Raw genomic sequence first — 17,171 nt, 5'->3', positions numbered from 1 at the left:
GATCGCCCCATGACCACGACGACACTCGCCGACGAGGTCATGCTGCACATCGCCGCCTCGACCGGCGGCCGCACCTCGTCCTGGCGCGTCGAACTCGGCATCGCGCTGGCCGGCGCCGTACTGATCGACCTCGCGGCGGCCGACCGCGTCATCATCCGCGGCACCCTCCTGCTGATCAACCGCCCCGGCCCGCCGGCCGACCCGGTACAGAACGAGGTCCTGCACCGCCTCGCCGCCCGCCGCCGCGCGGGATCGCTCCAGGCATCGATCCACCGCCTGGCCCCCCACGTACGCCACGGGGTCGAGACCCACCTGCTGGCAAGAGGCCTCCTGATCTCCACCCCCACCCGCCTGCTCCCCCAGCACCACCCCTCCCCCGCCACACCCCGGGCGAACAGCCCCCTCCACCGCCTGCTCCACGCCACCCACCAAAGCTGGTCCACCCCCGCCCTGACACCCCCACCAGACGAGCCCGCACCCGTCACGGCGATATGCGCAGCGGTCACGTCCTGCGCCGACGCCGCACAGCGACAACTGATCCAGGGGTACTAGAGCGAACGCTCCCGGCCGGCCTCCCTGGGCGGCGCGCCCGCCCCCGGCCGGCCGCACAGCGTGGCGCACCGGCCACCTGCGACGGAGCCGGATGTACTGACCGAGGACACCCCCCGACGTACGACGTGACAACGCGCCTACCCGACCGCACCCCGGAAGCCCTCTCATGCCCACCTACTTGGCCCTCTGCAGACAGACTCACCTGTTTCCCGGCGCCCGCTGCCGCCTTCAGGGCCTACCGGATCCCGCCGCCTTCGCAGCGGCCCCGCACCCGATCGACATCTACCTGCGCTTCCCCGACGGAGCGGCCACGGACGCGGAATTCCACACGGAGAACCCACCGGGCCCGGCCCTCAAGGTCCCGGCGTACACGACCGGCGCGGGCACTTCCATCGACGCCCGCACGTGGACGGTCCGGGAAGTCACCACGGCGGGAGACGAAGCCGAGCTGACGCTCGGCGCTCTGGCCCCGGCCTGATCACCGGCACAGGGCAGCGGCATCACAGAAGCGGGAAGCCCAGGTCAGAACGGATCTGACCTGGGCTTCCCGCTGAGCCCCTGTCGGATTCGAACCGCCGACCTACGCATTGAGGTTTGTCCGATCTTGTTCCAGGGGCATCCGTCGGCAGCCTCCGTAATGACGAACCGCATGGCCGGGCAGCCGCGCAGCCCTATACAGACGAGGCCAGACGACGTCCACGCTTGTCCGCCGCAGGTCGTCGGCGTTGTCACGGAGTTAGACACTCACCCGATCCGCAGGGTCAGAGAACATAAGCACACTTCTCCGGGGTGCAGGCATAACCCTTCCAGTGTGGTAGATCATCACTGGGACCCAGGCCAGAGCGGGGTGGGGGCGCCTACGGGCGCCGACCGTCGACGTCGGCCAGCTTCGGACGGCCCGGGGACGGCCCCAAACCCATGATGGGTATTCCTCCGAACAACCACCGAACGTAGGATTCCTAGGGCAAAATGACGTGAGATCAACCCTGCCATCCCCTTCACCCGAGGATCCGAACGCATCGAATACATGAACGCCACTTTGGAGAAAACCTTCGCACTCTTCGCTCGACGCATCAGCTTGAGTCAGCAGCAGCTTGATGAGGCGCTGGAGCGCGCTGGGGAAATTTGTCAATTCCTTTGCCAGTCAGTTGTGGTACAAGAATGCAAAATAACTGGCTCCTTGGCCCGCTCAACGGCGATTCAAGATTTCTCCGATGTAGACGTCGTGGCGGTATTGAGTTCACTCTCACCTACAGAAACCACTCCCCATTCCATCACAGCAAAAATTCTGGAAACCCTTAAACCCAGATACCACGAAGCGCACATCTCGGAAAATACAGTTCGCATCCACTTCACCCAAGGCCCAGACGTTGACGTGATACCGGCGATTCCCGATATCAGCAGCCCCAAGAGTGGAATCTACAAAATTCCGTCAGCCGATCTAGTTCGATGGAATGCATACGCCCCAGAGGAACGCAATCAAGAGATTAACCGAAAAGGTGCGCTACTTGGAGCAGGATTCATTCACCTCATCCAGATAATAAAATGGTGGAGCAAGAAAAACGGGCAGCCCATCGCATCCTACGAGATCGAGAATATTGCGAATACTGCGTTTCGCTCTCGAATGCCATCGATCACGCGTGCGATTGCCGAGTTCTTCGAGATTGCGGAATCTTCATCCCAAACGCGTCCAAAAGCTCACGTTGCTTCAATTTCCGTTGCGCGAGCCATCACCAATAGGGCCCTTCAGTGTGAACAGCAAGGGGATACGCGAGGGGCTCTCGACCACTGGGGGAGCTTACTAGGTGACCAGTTCTCAAGTGTCGTCTCATGAAATCATCGCACTGGCCAATGCGCAGCTTGAGAAAGCAGCAAAGGGTTACAGAGCGAGTAGGTGGCTCCAGGTGGCAACCTTCTCCCTTAGCGTCACATCGGTCTTCATTGCGAGTCCGCTGACTTATATTCCTGCTCTCATCGCATTGGGCGTCCAAATCTCATCCTGGATCGCCCGCAATAAGGCTGCAAAATGCCATTCGGCCGGCGAAGAGGGGAGGATTCGCGGCCTCCTGCTTGACGCTCTCGGAACAGTCGGCGAAAAAGTCGACCTCAGCAACTGGTTTGGTCGCGTAACTCCAACCGCAGGAGAAACACACCCCTCCCCTGTTCCGGCAGACTATTTCGCGAGCGAGGCTTCTCTTGGCATGAAGCGACTCTGCGAGCATCTCCAAGAGAATGCCTTTTGGGGGAAGCATCTGTATAAAACGGCCGCAGACTACTACGGACGCATGCTGTGGATGTTTTCAATTACTTCCGTTGGGGCCATCCTCATCGCCATCCCAATAACCTCTGGCGACAACAATATTATTCTTGCGCGCTTGATCGTCGTTGCTTTGGCCTCTGGAGCTGCCTTCACACAGCTGACTGAAGTTGCGGCTTGGCGATCAGCCGAGTCGAAGAGCGAGACCCTTGACCGACGCCTTGACTCGCTCACAAAATTCATAGATGAAGAACTTTCCTCCTCCCGCATTGGCACGGTTTTTTCAGCCTACGGCGATTACTGCATCGCCACCTCAGGGGCGCCGCCGGTACCGACCTGGATTTATGCAGGCCAGAAGGAGCGCGTGAATTACCTGTGGGCAAGGAGGGGACACGACTAGAGGTCGGTGCCGTGGAAATGGCCGAGTCAGGGGCGTCGGCCATAACGAAGGGCGGCGCCCATGCCAAGGCTTTGAGACCTACCCTTATCCTTATCAGGTCGATCATGCTGAGCGGAGAACCTCGGCCGATTGGTCGCTCTAAGCCGAAGCCGACCGCTCGTGCGCATGGTCGTTGATACCAGGTGCTGATGTCACTGAGCGAGCCCGGCCTTGACCACTAGACAATTACACAAGAGGCCGCTTGATGAGCTTCAGGCTGACTCCTGCGCTCGCCCTACTACGACGCTCACGACCAGATGCGTGCACTCCCAGAGTGCTGCCAAAAGTTCCGTGACCCCGAAGGTACGGCATCAGCCAAGACCACCTGAACCTGAGCTGTGAAGCTGTAGTTGCCCTGGACGGATTTGATCCGTCCCTTGGTGCGATGCCGGAGCAAGACAGCATCGTCCTTGAACGGCGCAACTACGACCTCCGTATCGGGCGGCACGCTCGCGGCTGCCCCCTCCTTTGGGGCATCGCAGATGGGGAATTTCAGGGCGCGGGGCTGTACCGCGTCTTCGACGCCAGACTGTCGGGCGATGGCGACGACCAGGTTGTCGAGCGTGGACCGAAGATGATTGATCGCTTCGCCGAAGCGGAAGCCCCATTCGGCGAGTGGTGGGGGCTGTGCTACCCGGAGCCGGAGCTCCCAGCTAAGACGGTCTGGTGCGATCACAGCTTGGGCATTGCACGATCTGCTGTCGCCCCAAGCCTGCACATTGGCCGACAGGTCAGCACCGAGCTGATGTGCCCTCGCCAGTCGGCCCAGTTGGTCGGTGAAGTCCATTTGGCACCCTAACTCCGTTTATCTGGTGCCACGTTACTGCTGCGCACAAATGCACGCCATCGGTTATGCAGGGAGCTCGGAGGTCAGCCCATTCCCTCAACCCACCACTCACCCCGGCTCCCATCCCGTCCGCCTTCGCCCCACACACCGTGGAGCGGTCGTGGTTCAGGGCGTCAAGGTGGAGCACGCCACTATACGAACGACCTTGACGCCCTGAACCACGACCGCTCGGCTCTGCCTCCGCCACACCCAGATCAGCCAGACCCGCCGCTACGTGAAGGGGCGCTCAGCCCTCTCCAAAGACGCCATGCTCCGCATGGGCAACGCCTTCACACCAGGCCAGCCCACGGGCCCCTCTGAGACCAGAACTGAGACCCCCGGCACCCGCACGGAGCGCTCACGGCGTCGCCGCCGCATCCGCTGACGACAGAAGCCCAGGTCAGACACCATCTGACCTGGGCTTCCCGCCGAGCCCCCTGTCGGATTCGAACCGACGACCTACGCATTACAAGGTCTCTCAAGCCGGATTCGGGACCTGCGGCGGAAGCCCATATGGCCTTTGACCTGCGAGTTTGCCATCCGTGCCCCTCCGTCGTTATCCCGCAACGTCTGGGGATCACCCGTACTGAATGTGTACTGCGGCCAGTGCGCCGCCCGCGATACTCCCGCACGACAGGCTTGCCCTATCGCATCTTCCAATGCTAATCTGCATTAGCAGTCACATTGAAGCGGCCCCCGCCGGTGCTAGAGACACCGAACGAGGGCCTCACGGACACACCTGAGCGAACAGGAGTACCGCTGTGAGTCATGCTCTCACGTCGCGTCATCGTCGGATCGACGCCGCTGCGGCCGTCGACAAGGCCGTCCTCTACACCACGATCTCCGCCGGGATGGTCCTCGCCCGCCGGTACCTCACCGGCCGCGGTGTCGACCAGGCGTTCGCCGACCAGTACGGAAGCCCCTTCGGCCGCACCGCGGCGAAGGTGTACCGCACCGAGATGGGCACCGAGCCCCGCAAGGCCTGGTCGAACGTCCACGGGAAGTGGCGCCGGGTCAACGGGTTCCTGCCCTCGGAGACGGCGGTTCTCGACAAGGCGTTCGTGACGTACAAGCGGACCGCCGAGTACGTCGCCCCCGCCCCGGTCGCCGAGCCGGCCCCGGCCGAGGTGTACGTGAACGCCACCGCCGGATACGCCGCCCGCTTCGAGGGCCTGACCGGTGACAGCCTGCGGGCCCTGGAGACCGTCCACGGCAGCGAGGCGCCCACCGACCACATCGCCCCCCTCCTCGACACCCTCGCCGACTGGCGGCAGGCCTTGGACCGGTTCGAGGCCACGGTCACGGACGCCGACGAGAAGACGGTCGAGGGCCTGCCCGAGGACGACCCGCGGCGGGCGGCGTGGCGTGCGGCCAGTACGGGCATGGACGCGTTCCTGAAGGCGCAGGCGGCCGTTCACGGCGCCTACGTCGACTGGTCGTTCGACCTGACCGGCACCGTCGAGATCAACGACACCCCCCTCCCGGCCGCCCCGGTCATCGCGGACGGGTGCCGGATCCCGGGGTGTGACCAGCACTGGCACTCCGACGGTCTGTGCGTCGCCACGCTGGGAGAGCTCCGCTTCGCCGAGGGTTCGTCCCTCCCGATCGAGCTGACGTCCCCGGACGACGGAGCGCCGTACATCGTGGCCTACGCGTTCGACCCGGTCGCGATGAACATGCGTCTCCAGATGGACACGCAGGCCGACGCTGTGGCGTTCGCCAAGGCCCTGCGGGACGCGGCCGACGCGGTCGATGAGGCCGCCGCCCACCTCGCCCCCGCGACCACCGGTACGGCGGTGGCCCTGTGAAGACCCTCGCCGATCGGCTCCTGACCAAGACCACTCCCGGCCCCGATGGCTGCGTGATCTGGACCGGGAAGACGAACAGCAACGGTTACCCCCGGCTCGTAATCGCCGGCCGTGCCGTGAACGCCCATCGGATCGCCCACGAGCAGTTCGTCGGCCCGATCCCCGAGGGGCACACCGTCGGCCGGACCTGCCACCAGGTCGACCTGTCGTGCAAGGGCGGGGTGACGTGCCTGCACCGCAGGTGCATCAACCCCGGCCACCTGTTCGTGATGACCACCGCCGAAGCGGGCAGGTCAGGTCGCAGCTTCGGCGGCACGCTGGCGACGCGAACGCACTGCGTGCACGGCCACCCGTTCGACGAGGCGAACACTCAGGTCAGCAAGACCGGTGCCCGGCAGTGCCGCGCCTGCCGCCGCACGTGGGCCAGGGACGCGAAGCTGCGGAACGCTGAGCGTGCCGAGCAGCGGAAGCGGGCGTTCGGCGACCTGTACGCGGCGCAGCAGGGCTTCGTGACCGGGGTGGTCCTCGCCGAGGTTCGTGACCGGAACTTCGCCCTCGCGGAGGATCTGACGGCCGAAGCGTTCATCCGGGCGTGGAAGGCGTGGCCGAAGTGCCGGGCCACCACCGACGCCCAGGTGCGGGCGTGGCTGCGGACGATCGCCCGGCACACGGTCATCGACCACTACCGGGTGAAGCGGAACACCGTCGAGACGGCGACCGACCCGACGGCCTGGCAGTACGCGAACCAGCCGGTCGAGCAGTCGGGCGGTTGCTACTCCGTCCGCTCTGGACGCCAGCTCACCTCGGCCTGACGGCCCCTGCCCCACCACCGTGTCCCGCGGTTCCGGGACTGCCCCGGCCGGACGTGTGTCGTCCGCCGGCCGGGGCCCCTCACCCGCTTTGAGGAGACCTGCCATGAGCAGCACCGCCCGCACCAACGTTCCCGCCACGTTCCGCCAGTCCGGGGCGCCGGTCGCCCCGCCGGCCACCACCGCCGCCCCCGTCGACCCGGCCTCCTTCTGGAAGGCCGTCACCCTCGGAGACGTCGCGACGATTCCCGTCGCCGAGCTCCTCACCGGCATGGGCGTCACCCTCATCGAGGTTGAGCCCGGCGAGCTGGCCGCTGACGGCATCGTCGCCTACTTCCACGGCCGCATCGGGGAAGCCGAGATCCAGGTCGAGCGCACCCTGCCGCAGACGGACCGGGAACCGATCATCAGGGAGCTCCTGGCCCGGATCAGCCCCGTCGAGCAGACGTACTCCAAGAGGGCACCGGAGCCCGCCCCGACGTCTCCCACGTCGACCGAAGACCTGTGGGCGCTGTGGCAGTCCATGACCGTCGGTGAGACCGCGCAGATGCCCCTCGACAAGCTGCTGACGCTCCTCGGGGTCACCGTCGAGGAGGTCGACCCGAAGGCGCTCCAGATCGGGGACTACGCCTACTTCGCCGGCCAGATCGGCGACGGTGAAATCTGGCTGTCGCGGAGCCTGCCGCAGGCCGACCGTGAGCCGATCATCCGGGACTTCCTGAACAGCATCACCCCCGACCTGGCGACCCAGACCAAGGGCCCGGCGACGGCCCGCCCGGTCCGCCAGGTCACGGTGCAGGTCGACTGCTACGACTGGTGCACCGAGGCCCACCACGAGCACACGGGGCCGATCGAAGACATCATCCACGCCAGCGCCTCCGTCGACCTGACGCTGACCGGGGCAGCCAACAGCGACGAGGACGTGCTGCTGATGCACGCCCGGATCGGCGTGGACCCGTTCAGCGAGCTGGAGGCGGAGCGGAAGCCGCACATCCTCATCGACGACGAGCAGGGCACGCACATCATGCCGCTGATCGAGGCCGTCGCATTCGCCGACGAGCTGGCCGAGTTCGCCGCGGAGATCCGCCACCAGGCCGCGAAGGCGGCCGACAAGTGAGCGGCGACCGGCCCACGGTGGCCCCCGAGCCCCGCCGCAACAGCGACGGCACCCTCACCCTCACCACCCTCGACGCCGGGGAAGTGCGGATCGCCTGCCCGCCGTGGTGCAGGTACGAGCACCCCTACCGCACTTCGCGGACGAAGGCGGAGATCGCCCACAAGAGCGAACCGCTGTGGGCAGTGACCGCCCCCACCTCCCACGGCGAGGTCGGTGTCGGCCCGGTGCACATCTCCCAGCACCCCTACGACCCGACCGGTTCCACGGTGCTGGTCGTCATCCAGACGGACACCGAGGAATTCCCTGTCGGTCCGGCGGACGCCCGCCGCTTCGCCGTGGCGTTCCGGGAGCTGGCCGACCTCATCGACCAGGCGGCCGACCAGGTCGAAGCGATCCGGGCCGGTGAGGGCCAGTGAGCAGCAGCCGCCCGGTTCGCCGGCCCACCGAGACCACCGCCCTGCACAACGCCCGCCGCCCGTGCCCCCCGGCCGACCAGGTCAGGAACCTTCTGACCGTCGCCCACGCCACCGGCGACCGGTACGGGGCCCGGCACTTCGGCCACATGTTCACCCGCGCACTCGGCCAGACCGGGGCCACCCGGTGACCTCCCCGTCGAAGCACCGGAACAAGAAGGGCCGGGGCAGTTCCCGGCGGCGACGTCACCTTCGCGGGTGCGTCGCCGCCCGGGACGGGCTCCGCTGCCACTACTGCCGGACCCCGCTCGCCGAAGACCTGTCCGACGCGACTCTCGACCACTACGTCCCGTGGTCGATGTGGCGGGCGAACGACCTGGTGAACCTCGTCCTCGCCTGCCACCCCTGCAACGAGGCCAAAGGGGCGGCCCTCCCGTGGACGGTGGCGTACCTGCTGCTCGCCCACGCCCGGGGCGCCCTCGCCGCCTACGTCTACCCGCCCGGCGACTACGCCGGATTCGACCAGAACGGAAGCCGATGAACAGCACGGCACGGAAACTCACCTGGGGGCAGGTGATCCTCCTCGTCGCGACGGCCCTCCCCATGGTCGCGGTCGCGGTCGCCGGAGGTATCGGGACCTTCACCAACCTGTCCGGCAAGTACGGGTCGGGGACCGCGATCGGCGCCCTGGCCGCCGGTGAAGGCGCCACCGCCGTAGCCGCCCTCGCCCTGCTGGTGACGACGCTCCTCAACCAGACGTCGTCACCCGTCGCCAGGGCCGCCCTGTGGCTGCTCCCGGCAGCCGCCGCAGCCATGGGCGTCACCGCCGCCAGCACCACCGGGCAGGCCATCATCTTCGGCCTGACACCGATGGGGATGACCGCCGGCGCCGAGGGCCTGGCATTCCTCGCCCGGCGGGTTGTGGTGCACCGCACCGGCGTCGACCTGGAGGTGCAGCGGCGGAACGCGCAGACGGTGCAGCGCCTGGCGTACCACCGGTCCCGGGCCGTGAACCATCCGCTCGGGTGGGTGCGGAAGTCGTCGGAGCTGACGTCGTGGCGCCTCGCGAAGAAGGTCGGGGTCGGTGACACCGAGCTGGGCGTTCGCCTGGTCCAGGTGCAGCGCGACCGGCTCGCCGAAGGGGCGGATGCGGCGCTGCTGAACATGTTCCACATCGACACCCCCCAGCCTCCCACCGAGACGGTTGTCGAGCGGGTCGAGGTGACCACCAACACCCCCGAAGAGGTGACCGCCCCCCCTGCCCCGGAGCTCGAACCCGCACCTGCGGCCCCGGAGGTGAAGCCGCTGGTCATCTGCGGTGGCCACCGGGTGTGGGACCTGGAGGCACCCGGCGTCGAAGAGGACGACGAGGTGCCCGCCGACAGCGACGAGAGGTTGCCTGCGGGGGTCGCCGCGAACGTCATCCGGGCAGGGTTCGTTTTGGGCACCTCCGTGGCCGAGACAGCCCGCCAGGCCACCCGCAGCACCTCCTACGTGAAGAAGGTGTTCGCCCGCCTCGAAGAGGAGGCGCGCACCGCCGAGGAGACCGAGCCCCCCGTTCGTCTGCTGCGGCCGGCGGTGTCGGAATGAGCGACATCGAGAAGGCCAAGAGGGACGCGGTCGAGGCTGCGGCGAACTCCGAGCAGCTGGCCCTCATCGCGGCCGTGCTCCAGGCGCAGCAGCTCACCCAGCAGCCCCCGGCACCCGCACCCGCCGCGTCCCAGAGCAGCGGTGGCGCCGCGAAGTGGGTCGCTATCGGGGGTGCGGCCTTGGTCGGCGGCCCTTTCCTCCTCCTCGCGTTCACCGCCGCCGCCTTGGCCACCGCAGCCGTCGCCCTCACCGTGGCGATCCTCGCCCTCGTCCTGCGCTCCATCTGGCGGGACATCCAGAAGACCAAGTAGCCGCCCCCACCTGCACGTTCAGCCGAAAGGAACCACCCATGAGTGCCCGTCACCATGCCGCCCGTCAGCGGCGCACGTTCATCGCCCGTGTCGCCCGGACCATGCACCGCGAACGCGGCCAGGTCAGCCCCTCCGAGGTCACCCACGTCGCCCTGTGCGCGGGCTGGAGGACAAACAACACCGAGGTCCGCCACGTCCTGGAGCGCCTGCGCCTGCACCGCTGACCACCCCACCCCACCCCAGCACCACACCACCGGAAGGACACCGCCATGAGCGACCAGAAGACCCCGCAGGAGATCGGCACCCACTCCCTGAACAAGGCCGTCGCTCTCGCCGACAAGGCCGACCGGCTCGCCAGCAGCAGCTTCAACAGCGCCTCGCAGAGCGCCGAGCACATCGCGATCTACGGCGGACTCGCCACCGTGTACGCCGACATCGCCAAGGCCGCCGCCGCCCTCACCACCGACACCGTCTGACCAGCCCGTGAACCCCGAGGAGACCCCCATGCCCGAGCAGACCACCACCACCGGCGGTTTCGTGACCACTGAGCGGACCGCCCCCGACACCGTCACCACCGTGATCGTCACCACCGAGGGTGCCACCGCCCACGACTGCCCCGGCGGCCTCACCGCAGACGACCTCGTCGACTAACTGCCACCAGTACCGCCTTCACGCATCTGCTACCTGACCAGGAAGGACACCCATGTACAGCTACACCCGGGCCGAGTCCCGCGAACGCGGCCGACTGTTCCGTAAGGGCTTCCGCCAGGCCCTCGCCGACAACGTCGACCCGCAGCTGCGGCAGCGCATCGACCGCATCGACAAGGTGGCCGCCGAGCGCGGTGAGCGGGAGCTGAACGCCCTGTACGACGTCCGCGGCAACGACCGGCAGGCCGTCGCACAGGCCAAGGCCGCCGTGCGCACCGCGTCCCGCGAGGAGAAGGCGGCGGCCCGGCAGGCGCTGCGGAACGCCGAACAGCAGCTCAAGCGGTCCGAGCGGGCCGTGAACAAGGCCGAACAGCAGTAGCTCCACCACCGGACACCCGCCCAATCACCCAAGAAGAGGCGTCATGACCGAGACGTTCGAGACGATCCGCTACACCGCCGACGTCGTCGTCACCACGACCGACGGGCACGTCCTGCTGATCCAGCGCGGCTGGGACCCGTTCAAGGGCCAGTGGGCGCTGCCTGGTGGTCACGTCGACCCCGGTGAGACCAGCCGTACCGCCGCCGCCCGCGAGCTCGCCGAGGAAGCCGGCGTGTACGCGGCACCGGACGAACTGGTGCAGGTCGGCACGTTCGACCGGCCCGACCGGGACCCGCGCGGCCGGTACGTCACCGTCGCCTACCACCTCACCGTTCTGCCCGGCACACCCATCGAGGCCGGTGACGACGCGACCCGCGCCGAGTGGTGGCCGCTGGGCTCCCTGCCGCCGCTGGCGTTCGACCACGCGGACATCATCGCCGCCGCCACGAACCGCACCACCAGCTAGCTCCACCACGGGGCGGCCGTCATCCGCCAAGACAGCCGGCCGCCCCGTGCCCCTGACCAGCCACAAGACCAGCAGGAGAGAACATCATGACCGACACCACCCCCCGGCCCGTCAACGGGCACACGGTGGCCAAGCTCCACCCCGTACCGCCCGAGCTCCTCGACAAGGTTCCGGCGCCCGCCGCACCGGCTGAACCGCAGGCCAAGGCCGCCGTCGAGGTCGAGCCGAAGCCCCGGTTGCACCGCCGTACCGGGCGGGCGGTCAAGCGTTTCGCCACCCACGACCGGACCCTTGCCGTGGGGCACCTGGCGGTGCGGCACACCGGGTACCTGGCCGGAGGGGCCCGCATCGTCACCCGCCGGGCGTGGGACGGGCGCAGCGCCGCCCGGTACGAGCGGATGATCCGTGCCGCGGAAGCTGCCGGGAACCTGGACGAGGCCAAGGAGTGGGAGGAGCGTGGCCAGCAGTTCCGGGCCGCCCGCCACCGCCGCCGTATGGAACTCCTCGCCTCCCCGCAGCAGCTGGGCAAGAGCGCCCTGGCCGGTGCCGGGGTCGGCGCCGGGGTCCTCCTCGGTACGGGGGTGGCCCTGGCCATCGCCAACGAGGACATCGGTGACGTCCTGGTCCCCGCCATGCTGTTCATCGACGCGATCCGGTGGGCCGTCATCATCGGCACGGTGGTGTGGGGGGTGGCGTCGATGCTGCTGCCGTGGGCGCTCCTCGCCGGCCTGTGGGCGGTCGGCAAGCACCAGCACACCGCACCCCAGTGGGCGCTGCCCGCCAAGCTCCGCACCGGTGAAGGGGCGCCGATCACCCCGTCGATCGTCGTCACCGCTATGCGTGACCTGGGCATCGGCACGCTGAAGACCGCGATCAAGGAGATGGGGGATGTCGGGGCGCAGATGCTCAGCCCCATTGTGATCGCCGGGTGCGGGGTCGAGGTCGAGGTTCACCTGCCGTCCGGGGTGTCGACGGAGGAGATCCAGAACCGGCGGAAGAAGCTCGCGGAGAACCTGAACCGTCACGAGCACGAGGTGTTCATCAGCATCCCGCCGGCCCCGCGCACCGTCCGGTTGTGGATCGCTGACAGTGGTGCACTCGATGAGCCGATCGGCCCGTCTCCGCTGGTCACCGACATGGACGTCAGGGCCGACTACAAGAACGGGCGGGCCCCGTGGGGCCAGGATCTGCGGGGAGATGCCGCCCTGGTCAGCCTGTTCCAGCGGATGCTGCTCATCACCGGCCTGTCCAACCAGGGCAAGACCGCGTCCCTGCGGGCGTTGGCGTTGTGGTTGGCGTTCGACCCGCGGGTCGAGTTCCGTATCGGTGACCTCAAGGGCATCGGCGACTGGAAGATGTTCAACGGCCTGGCCACCGTGCTGATCCAGGGGCCGACCGACGACCACGTCCTCGCCGTGACGGAGATGGTCGAAGGGGCCGTGCAGGAGATGAACCGGCGAATCCTCAACCCCAGCGACGAGCACCGGCCGTTGGTCGTCATCGTCGACGAAGCGCAGGTCGCCTACGGGTCCGGGGCTGTTGACGAGCACAAGAACCCCCTCGGTGGGGCCAGAGCCACGTCCCGCTACTTCCGGGCGATCAAGGCGATCCACGACCAGGGGCGGGCGGTGAACGTCACCACGTGGGAGGGCACCCAGGACCCGACGAACGACAACCTGCCCAAGCGGTCCCGTGAGGGCAACCACATCCGTTCGTCGCTGGTCCTGGGCACGGAGTCGCAGGCCCGCATGGCGATCGGTGATGCCGCTGTCGCTGGTGGGGCGGCCCCGCACAAGCTGCGGCAGGGCCTCGACAAGGGCACGGTCGTCGTTGCCGGTGACGGGCTCCAGTTGGGCCCGGGGCAGACGTCGGTGACGGTGCGGACGCACTACATCGACGGCGACCAGGCCGCCGAGGTGGCGGATCGGGCGAAGCGGGCGCGCGCCCAAGTCGTCACCCGGGCAGACGTCGAGAAGCCGGCCGCACCGGTCGACCACCTCGCGGACATCATCCGGGTCATGGGCGACGAGCCGAAGCTGCGCACCCAGGAGGTGTTGCAGCGGCTGACGGAGCTGAACCGGGCCGAGTACACGGAGTGGACGTTCGCCGATCTGACGCAGTACCTGGAGCCGTTGGGCGCCGAGCCGTACAAGACGGGCGGGGTGATGCACGTCAGTGCGGAGCGCCTTCTGGCGGCCGTTTTGAACCGGTCGAACGACGCCGGCGAGTAGGGGGAGGTGGCGGGGAGGCGGGGAGTTCTCCCTTTCTGCCTCCCCGCACCCCGAAACCGCCCTTGATCAGCAAGAACAGTCCGACAGGGAGGCAGGGAGTTGACCCGTGGCGGCCCCGGAAAGGGCCAGAATCGGGCCTCCCAGCGCCCATGGCTGCCTCCCTCCCCTCGTACCGCCAACCACCTTCTACAGGAGCCCCTGTGAGCCTCACAGCAGCACCCGAACCGGCCTCCCTCGACGAGCACCTCGACCGGCTGCTCGCCCTCGAAGAGTCAGCGGACCACATCCACGGATGGCACCCCACCCTCATGCCGGGGATGCTCCAGACCGCCGACTACGCTCGCGCCACCATTCGCGCGTCCGCACCCGCCCTGCCCCCGCACGACGTCGAGAAGCGGGCCACCGGCCGAACCGTGCGCATCGACACCCTGGGGCGCGCAGCCGGGCGTACAGCCCGGTTCGTCATCGGGGAGAACGTCCTCACACAGCCTGTCGGCGGGCCGGCCACCCTCGCCGCACAGCTTGACCACCTCATGACGCTCCTCGCCCTGCGCCCCACCCTCGAAGTGCGGGTCCTGCCCCAAGGGCAAGCTCACCCGGGCCTGTACGGGCCGTTCACCGTCTACCGCTCCCGCCCGGGGCGCAGCGTGTTCATCGAGCACCTGGCGGGCACCACGGTCATCAACACCCCGGAACAGGCCTTGTCGTTCATCCATGCCAGCGACAATGTGGGAGAGCGGGCGGCGAGCCCGGTGGACTCGCTTCGGATGATCGAAGCCGCGAGAAAGCGACTCACCCATGCGTGACGACGAACTGACCTGGCAGCTGTCCAGCTACACCGACACCGGGGCGTGCGTCGAGGTCGCCCGCCCGGCCGGCGAAGTTCTCGTCCGGGACTCCAAGCGGCGCACCGGGCCCCGCATCAGCGTCACCCCCGGCTCGTTCGCCGCCATGGTCGACTGGGCCAAGGGCCACCAGGTGTAACGAAATACGTAACGCAATTCGTCACGCGCCCCCTGTTCCTGCCTTCACCGGCCGGGCAGGGGCGCTTTCGTGCGTCCGGGGTCACCGTTCGCCGCGCGGAGTACCGTGGGCCCACACCTTCTGGCGGGGGTCCACATGAACACCAGCATTGGCGACCGCATCCGCGCGTTGCGAGAGTTCCGCGACATCACCCAAGACGAACTGGCCCGACGCAGCAACGTGTCGGTCGACACCATCCGGAAGCTTGAGCAGAACGTGCGGGAGTCCGCGCGTATCAACACGTTACGGGCGCTCGCCCGCGCACTCGACGTCCAGCTCGAACGCCTCGTAGGACAACCCACCGTGACCCAGCAACTCACCGACGACGGCGGCCTCCTCGCCCTCCGCGACGCGATCCAGGACCCCGGCTCCCTGCCCGGCGTCCTCGGCGACGCCGACCTCGAAGACCCGCCCGGCCCAACCGCATGGGCAGAACAGGTACGGGCCGCTACGGCGACGTACTGGTCCGGCGGGTACTCCGAGCTCGCCGCGACCCTGCCAGGCCTCCTGCGCGACGGCAGGGCCACCGCACGGCAGCACGACACCGAGACCGTGTGGCGGAGCCTTGCACTGGCCTACCAGCTAGCTGCGTCGCTCTCCACCCAGTCCGGCCACCCCGACTGGGCGTACACGGCCGTCGAGAAGCAGCTAGCCGCCGCCGCACGGGCATCCGATCCGCTCCTCGAAGGCATGGGTGTCTCCACCCTGTCGTGGGTGCTGCTGCGCCAAGGCCGGTGGGAGCAAGCTCGCGATGTCGCCGAGCGGAAAGCCGACCAGCTGGAGCCGGCGCGCCGGCGCGCGACAGCGGACCAGCTCGCCGTGTACGGCAACCTCCTCATCGCCGCGGCCACCCCGGCAGCGCGGGCCGACCACCACGATGAGGCGATGCAGCTGCTCACGCTGGCCGAGTCCGCCGCGGTGCAGTCCGGGCCCGTGAAGACCTACGGGACCGCGTTCAGCGTGACCGACGTCCGCACCCAGCAGGTGAACATCGCGCTCGCCGGGTCCATAGGGCGCCCCGACGTGGCGTTGACCGCGTCGGCCGGGGTCGACCTAGGAACTATCAGCCGCCCGGTGCACTCCGCGTCGTACCGGGTGGATGTGGCGCAGGCCCGCTACCAGGTAGGCGACAACCCGGGCGCCCTGGAGCTGCTCCTAGAGGTCGAAGCCGACCAGCCGGAGTGGATCAAGTTTCAGGCGGGGGCGGCGGCGACGGTGCGGGAGATGCTGGAGGCCGAGCGCCGTCGGAACTCGACGCTGCGCGGCCTCGCGTCCCGGTTGGGGGTAGACCCGGCCCTGTGAGCTAGGGCGCTACGTCCTACCTGACCGCCTAGGTGCTGCCTAGAGTGGTGGGGTACGCCCCTGGGGTGTGATCGCGCAGACACCTAGCGTGATTGACACGACAGCGGCGCCGGTCCCCCCGCCAGGATCCGGCCGGCGCCGCCCCATCCCTCAGGGGGCGAGCATGAGCGCCGAGACCGCGCGGATGACGCTGCGGGTGTACGAGGTGAACCGCGCCGGGATCACCCGGATCGTGCGGGAAGAGACCGCGGTGAAGCCGCTGGAGCGGCCCGAGGCCTCCCACCAGTTCCCCCCGTGCCAGTGCCCCAAGTGCGTGAGCCCTGCACGGTGACCCGGTGCTACGCCGACGGCGACGTGCACGACTTCCCCATCGAGGACGACACCGGCGCTCACTGCCCCGAGCACGGCATCACCCTGCTCTGGCACGCCGAACCGCCCACAGACTCCCACCCGGCCGCGCACTCCCTGGAAGGACCGCGACCGGGCGGGCGACCCCCAACCAGAAGAAGGAGATCACCATGAGCGTAGGCCAGTTACCCGTCATCGCCCGAGGCCTCATCACCGACGAGCGGTTCACCAGCTGCCGCACCACCGTCATGGACGCCAACCCGAACATGTCGCAGGACATGGCCGGCCGGATCGTCGAGGAGGGCCTGAAGTTCGTGGCCGCCTGCTCCCGCAACCCCGGCGTCGGCCTGGCCCCCTCCCGCATCGTCGACGAGGGGTGGCACGCGCTGCTGCTGCACACCGCCATGTACGCCGAGCTGTGCGAGGAACTGGGCGGGAACTTCGTCCACCACTTCCCCGGGTACGACCCGACGAACTACGACCCGGAGATCCTGGACCGCACTCGGGAGGCCATCACCGACCTGGGCTACGTGCCGGACGCCGAGCTGTGGGGCGAGCCGTCCGACGAGACCCTCGTCTCGGTGGCCGCGCGATGCCAGCACGCCCCGGACTGCACGATCCGGCCGATGCCGAAGCCGGAGTGGCCGTAGCC

General features: G+C 68.2%; 24 protein-coding genes and 1 pseudogene. 24 read left to right on the top strand and 1 reads right to left on the bottom strand.

Annotated elements, in window-relative coordinates; genetic code table 11:
- The first annotated feature begins 9 nt into the window (after nucleotides 1–9).
- The 4 genes from GTY67_RS18990 (at nucleotide 10) to GTY67_RS18975 (ending at nucleotide 3,209) form a co-directional block, all read left to right on the top strand.
- Nucleotides 10–552, top strand: a complete 543-nt coding sequence (locus GTY67_RS18990) for a GPP34 family phosphoprotein (protein ID WP_161279442.1) — start codon at nucleotides 10–12, stop codon at nucleotides 550–552.
- A gap of 166 nt (nucleotides 553–718) precedes the next feature.
- Nucleotides 719–1,030 carry a hypothetical protein gene (locus GTY67_RS18985; RefSeq protein WP_161279441.1) on the top strand — a complete coding sequence of 104 codons (312 nt, stop codon included), beginning with the start codon at nucleotides 719–721 and terminating at the stop codon, nucleotides 1,028–1,030.
- A gap of 549 nt (nucleotides 1,031–1,579) precedes the next feature.
- A complete protein-coding gene (locus GTY67_RS18980; RefSeq protein ID WP_161279440.1) occupies nucleotides 1,580–2,386 on the top strand; it encodes a hypothetical protein in 807 nt (268 codons plus the stop codon).
- Nucleotides 2,358–3,209 carry a hypothetical protein gene (locus GTY67_RS18975; RefSeq protein WP_161279439.1) on the top strand — a complete coding sequence of 284 codons (852 nt, stop codon included), beginning with the start codon at nucleotides 2,358–2,360 and terminating at the stop codon, nucleotides 3,207–3,209. Before GTY67_RS18980 ends, GTY67_RS18975 begins: the two co-directional genes overlap by 29 nt.
- 286 nt (nucleotides 3,210–3,495) lie before the next feature.
- On the opposite strand, the gene GTY67_RS18970 is transcribed toward GTY67_RS18975, so the two are convergent.
- Nucleotides 3,496–4,035 carry a hypothetical protein gene (locus tag GTY67_RS18970; protein WP_161279438.1) on the bottom strand — a complete coding sequence of 180 codons (540 nt, stop codon included), beginning with the start codon at nucleotides 4,033–4,035 and terminating at the stop codon, nucleotides 3,496–3,498.
- 238 nt (nucleotides 4,036–4,273) lie between these two features.
- Here GTY67_RS18970 and GTY67_RS35060 point away from each other — a divergent pair.
- The 20 genes and pseudogenes from GTY67_RS35060 to GTY67_RS18880 all read left to right on the top strand — a co-directional run.
- A pseudogene (locus GTY67_RS35060) lies at nucleotides 4,274–4,459 on the top strand (integrase); the annotation flags it as partial.
- Between the two features lie 376 nt (nucleotides 4,460–4,835).
- A complete protein-coding gene (locus GTY67_RS18965; RefSeq protein WP_161279437.1) occupies nucleotides 4,836–5,882 on the top strand; it encodes a hypothetical protein in 1,047 nt (348 codons plus the stop codon).
- The gene (locus GTY67_RS18960; protein ID WP_161279436.1) at nucleotides 5,879–6,694 is read left to right on the top strand and encodes a sigma factor; all 816 of its coding nucleotides are present in this window, start codon (nucleotides 5,879–5,881) and stop codon (nucleotides 6,692–6,694) included. Before GTY67_RS18965 ends, GTY67_RS18960 begins: the two co-directional genes overlap by 4 nt.
- A 103-nt stretch (nucleotides 6,695–6,797) precedes the next feature.
- Complete coding sequence (locus GTY67_RS18955) at nucleotides 6,798–7,808, top strand: hypothetical protein (protein ID WP_161279435.1); 1,011 nt, start codon at nucleotides 6,798–6,800, stop codon at nucleotides 7,806–7,808.
- Nucleotides 7,805–8,224 (top strand): hypothetical protein, encoded by a 420-nt coding sequence (locus tag GTY67_RS18950; RefSeq protein WP_161279434.1) that lies wholly within the window; start codon nucleotides 7,805–7,807, stop codon nucleotides 8,222–8,224. The genes GTY67_RS18955 and GTY67_RS18950 overlap by 4 nt, the downstream gene beginning before the upstream one ends.
- Nucleotides 8,221–8,412 carry a hypothetical protein gene (locus tag GTY67_RS35550; RefSeq protein ID WP_161279433.1) on the top strand — a complete coding sequence of 64 codons (192 nt, stop codon included), beginning with the start codon at nucleotides 8,221–8,223 and terminating at the stop codon, nucleotides 8,410–8,412. Before GTY67_RS18950 ends, GTY67_RS35550 begins: the two co-directional genes overlap by 4 nt.
- Nucleotides 8,409–8,762: an HNH endonuclease gene (locus GTY67_RS35545; RefSeq protein WP_161279432.1), complete on the top strand. Its 354-nt coding sequence runs from the start codon at nucleotides 8,409–8,411 to the stop codon at nucleotides 8,760–8,762. The genes GTY67_RS35550 and GTY67_RS35545 overlap by 4 nt, the downstream gene beginning before the upstream one ends.
- On the top strand, nucleotides 8,759–9,811 hold the full coding sequence (locus GTY67_RS18935; RefSeq protein WP_161279431.1) for a conjugal transfer protein: 1,053 nt from the start codon (nucleotides 8,759–8,761) through the stop codon (nucleotides 9,809–9,811). Before GTY67_RS35545 ends, GTY67_RS18935 begins: the two co-directional genes overlap by 4 nt.
- Nucleotides 9,808–10,122: a hypothetical protein gene (locus GTY67_RS18930; protein ID WP_161279430.1), complete on the top strand. Its 315-nt coding sequence runs from the start codon at nucleotides 9,808–9,810 to the stop codon at nucleotides 10,120–10,122. Before GTY67_RS18935 ends, GTY67_RS18930 begins: the two co-directional genes overlap by 4 nt.
- A gap of 38 nt (nucleotides 10,123–10,160) precedes the next feature.
- Nucleotides 10,161–10,346 (top strand): hypothetical protein, encoded by a 186-nt coding sequence (locus GTY67_RS18925; RefSeq protein ID WP_161279429.1) that lies wholly within the window; start codon nucleotides 10,161–10,163, stop codon nucleotides 10,344–10,346.
- A 45-nt stretch (nucleotides 10,347–10,391) separates the two neighbouring features.
- Nucleotides 10,392–10,598 (top strand): hypothetical protein, encoded by a 207-nt coding sequence (locus GTY67_RS18920; RefSeq protein ID WP_161279428.1) that lies wholly within the window; start codon nucleotides 10,392–10,394, stop codon nucleotides 10,596–10,598.
- A 28-nt stretch (nucleotides 10,599–10,626) separates the two neighbouring features.
- Nucleotides 10,627–10,773, top strand: a complete 147-nt coding sequence (locus tag GTY67_RS18915; RefSeq protein WP_161278855.1) for a hypothetical protein — start codon at nucleotides 10,627–10,629, stop codon at nucleotides 10,771–10,773.
- A 52-nt stretch (nucleotides 10,774–10,825) separates the two neighbouring features.
- Nucleotides 10,826–11,149: a hypothetical protein gene (locus tag GTY67_RS18910; protein WP_161279427.1), complete on the top strand. Its 324-nt coding sequence runs from the start codon at nucleotides 10,826–10,828 to the stop codon at nucleotides 11,147–11,149.
- Nucleotides 11,150–11,192: 43 nt separating this feature from the next.
- Entirely contained in the window at nucleotides 11,193–11,615 is a 423-nt protein-coding gene (locus GTY67_RS18905; protein ID WP_161279426.1) for an NUDIX hydrolase, read from the top strand.
- 86 nt (nucleotides 11,616–11,701) lie between these two features.
- The gene (locus GTY67_RS18900; RefSeq protein ID WP_237502654.1) at nucleotides 11,702–13,846 is read left to right on the top strand and encodes an ATP-binding protein; all 2,145 of its coding nucleotides are present in this window, start codon (nucleotides 11,702–11,704) and stop codon (nucleotides 13,844–13,846) included.
- A gap of 200 nt (nucleotides 13,847–14,046) precedes the next feature.
- Nucleotides 14,047–14,652 carry a DUF5753 domain-containing protein gene (locus tag GTY67_RS18895; RefSeq protein WP_161279425.1) on the top strand — a complete coding sequence of 202 codons (606 nt, stop codon included), beginning with the start codon at nucleotides 14,047–14,049 and terminating at the stop codon, nucleotides 14,650–14,652.
- The gene (locus GTY67_RS18890; RefSeq protein ID WP_161279424.1) at nucleotides 14,645–14,830 is read left to right on the top strand and encodes a DUF397 domain-containing protein; all 186 of its coding nucleotides are present in this window, start codon (nucleotides 14,645–14,647) and stop codon (nucleotides 14,828–14,830) included. The genes GTY67_RS18895 and GTY67_RS18890 overlap by 8 nt, the downstream gene beginning before the upstream one ends.
- A 135-nt stretch (nucleotides 14,831–14,965) precedes the next feature.
- Complete coding sequence (locus tag GTY67_RS18885) at nucleotides 14,966–16,171, top strand: helix-turn-helix transcriptional regulator (protein WP_161279423.1); 1,206 nt, start codon at nucleotides 14,966–14,968, stop codon at nucleotides 16,169–16,171.
- A gap of 163 nt (nucleotides 16,172–16,334) precedes the next feature.
- The gene (locus GTY67_RS34615) at nucleotides 16,335–16,502 is read left to right on the top strand and encodes a hypothetical protein (RefSeq protein WP_202462322.1); all 168 of its coding nucleotides are present in this window, start codon (nucleotides 16,335–16,337) and stop codon (nucleotides 16,500–16,502) included.
- 187 nt (nucleotides 16,503–16,689) lie between these two features.
- On the top strand, nucleotides 16,690–17,169 hold the full coding sequence (locus tag GTY67_RS18880) for a hypothetical protein (RefSeq protein ID WP_161279422.1): 480 nt from the start codon (nucleotides 16,690–16,692) through the stop codon (nucleotides 17,167–17,169).
- The last annotated feature ends 2 nt before the right edge of the window (nucleotides 17,170–17,171 follow it).

Origin of the sequence: Streptomyces sp. SID8374 (assembly GCF_009865135.1) — a bacterium.
GTDB lineage: Bacteria > Actinomycetota > Actinomycetes > Streptomycetales > Streptomycetaceae > Streptomyces.
This window is presented reverse-complemented; position numbering and strand designations above follow the sequence as displayed.